Source organism: Acidiphilium sp. PA (assembly GCF_026191915.1).
Lineage (GTDB): Bacteria > Pseudomonadota > Alphaproteobacteria > Acetobacterales > Acetobacteraceae > Acidiphilium.
Genome location: NZ_JAIMBY010000074.1, coordinates 1 through 1,808 on the forward strand (window position 1 = coordinate 1; position 1,808 = coordinate 1,808).

Sequence of the window (1,808 nt, forward strand, 5' to 3'; positions counted from 1 at the left end):
GCTCGGATAGCGCAGCTTGCTGCGATCATACCGGGCGCGGTTCTCGTTCGTCCACATCAGGCCGCTCCTGCGAATCGGGCCGCCGCTATGGAATCACAAGTGACTCCAAAGATTCAAGGTGTTCCCGGATGGACACTCAGGGGGTCGTTATTGCAAGCGAATTTACACGCCGACGGCGGCTATGCCGGTCCCAAACTCAATGGACGCCTCGCCAAAATCGGCAAATGGACCATACAGATCGACAAGCGCTCCGACACCGCCAGCGGGTTCGAACTACTGCCGCGACGCTGGGTCGTGGAGAGAACCTTCGCCTGGCTCGGCAGATGCCGACGTCTTGCAAAGGATTTCGAGACCACCGTTACCAGCGCCACCGCATGGCTCTTCATTGCCCATATCCGCCTGCTCACACGGAAAATCACACGCAACCGATAGCCGCACTACCATTCAGATTCGGGCTCTGAGCTCCGACTCATGGTAACCCATTGATTCAGAGTTCAACGCGTTTAGTAAGTAAAAAATGCTAATATAACGCTAATTTTCGAGGTGCCCTCAAGGCTTCGCATATGGAGCCTCCGTAGTTTCGTCTTTTTTTCTAAGCAACTGAGATGCAAAAGAAATCACGGCGTTTTTATCTTCTTCAGATAATTTCTTAAATAATTTCATCAAAACGATATAGTCAGGGTCCCGTGATGGGCTAAAGATGTTCTTGCCGCGGTCAAAAATTGTTGAACCAAGAAGCTCTTCAATTTGATCAAACCTTTTTTTCGATGGAAAATTATCTCCTTTTTCCCAGAGGCAAACCGCAGTGTGAGTGACGCCTATAATGTCAGCGATATCACGTTGCGAGAGTCCAAGCTGTAGCCTGGCTTTCTGAAATTTTTCATACCAAAGATCATCTCGATCAATATCGATGTTATTTTCAGCAAAACGTTTTTTCTTGCGTTTCAATTTGTCGACGTCGGTCTTCATACAGTTCGCTTCGGATTTTACTGGCATGCCAGTCAGTGCCTGTGAATTGGGAAACACTTTGGAGAGACAAGAAACTCAAATAGCGGCTAGACACCATAGTCCTCGGATTTGCCGTTGGAATCAATCCCCTCGCACGCCGACCTACTTCGATGGCCATGAACGCCATCAAACACGGTTGGTTGCGGGGTGGGTTTTTTCATCGCACATGTTTTAAGCCGAAGTTTTTACTTTAGAATGACCTGAACATGGCCGATTGCCTCGCATAGCGCTGTTTTTCTGTATTCTGTTTGTGTCCATACATGGGCCTTGCGGCGCGACTTGATCTGTGATTCGCTGCCTCCATGTTCGCCGACGTGTTTCCGAATTGCCGATCGGCGCCGGTTGTGCTGTTGCGGGAGAGTTTCCGCGAGGGACGCAAGGTCATAAATGCATCATCGCCAATCTGAGCCCGATGCCGCCGGAGCTGATCGATGGGCTGCGTGCGCGTCTCGCGGGTGGCGTGGTGGCAGGTGGTGCCGATCAGGCGCTTGAGATCCGGCGCTCGCTGCCGCACGGTCATGTGGCGGCGGCACTTGGAATTGAGCTGGTCCCGGAAAATCGGACAGGGTGATAAGCTATTTTCTCTGACGAGAAGGACGGGCTTTTATGGGCAAGGTGACCCGCAAACGATACACGGCTGAGTTCAAGGCGAAGGTGGCTTTGGAGGCGATCAAGGGGGAGATGACGCTGGCGGAGTTGGCTGCGAGGCATGGCATTCACCAGACGATGATCGCGGGCTGGAAGAGGCAGGCCATTGAGGGGATGGCTCTGAGTTTTTCGGGCAAGTCGGAAGCTGCCGG

The 1,808-nt window shown here is 52.2% G+C and carries 4 protein-coding genes; 3 read left to right on the plus strand and 1 reads right to left on the minus strand.

All coding sequences use genetic code 11. The features are described from left to right. The coding region (locus AruPA_RS21555; protein ID WP_265638782.1) for a transposase at positions 1-432 on the plus strand (432 nt) is incomplete at its 5' end. Positions 433-549: 117 nt separating this feature from the next. Here AruPA_RS21555 and AruPA_RS21560 read toward each other — a convergent pair. Beyond that, positions 550-969, minus strand: coding sequence for a helix-turn-helix transcriptional regulator (locus AruPA_RS21560; protein WP_265638783.1), 420 nt, complete (start codon positions 967-969; stop codon positions 550-552). A 451-nt stretch (positions 970-1,420) separates the two neighbouring features. Between AruPA_RS21560 and AruPA_RS21565 the strand changes: the two genes are divergently transcribed. Continuing rightward, entirely contained in the window at positions 1,421-1,579 is a 159-nt protein-coding gene (locus AruPA_RS21565) for a hypothetical protein (RefSeq protein WP_265638784.1), read from the plus strand. A 35-nt stretch (positions 1,580-1,614) separates the two neighbouring features. Then, positions 1,615-1,808, plus strand: a 194-nt coding sequence (locus AruPA_RS21570) for a transposase (protein WP_265638785.1), incomplete at its 3' end; no start/stop codon positions are given.

Bases quoted from the DNA above. Each gene is read 5' to 3' on its own strand.
- AruPA_RS21565 (WP_265638784.1), top strand. From the start codon at position 1,421: ATGCCGCCGGAGCTGATCGATGGGCTGCGTGCGCGTCTCGCGGGTGGC.
- AruPA_RS21560 (WP_265638783.1), bottom strand. From the start codon at position 969: ATGAAGACCGACGTCGACAAATTGAAACGCAAGAAAAAACGTTTTGCT.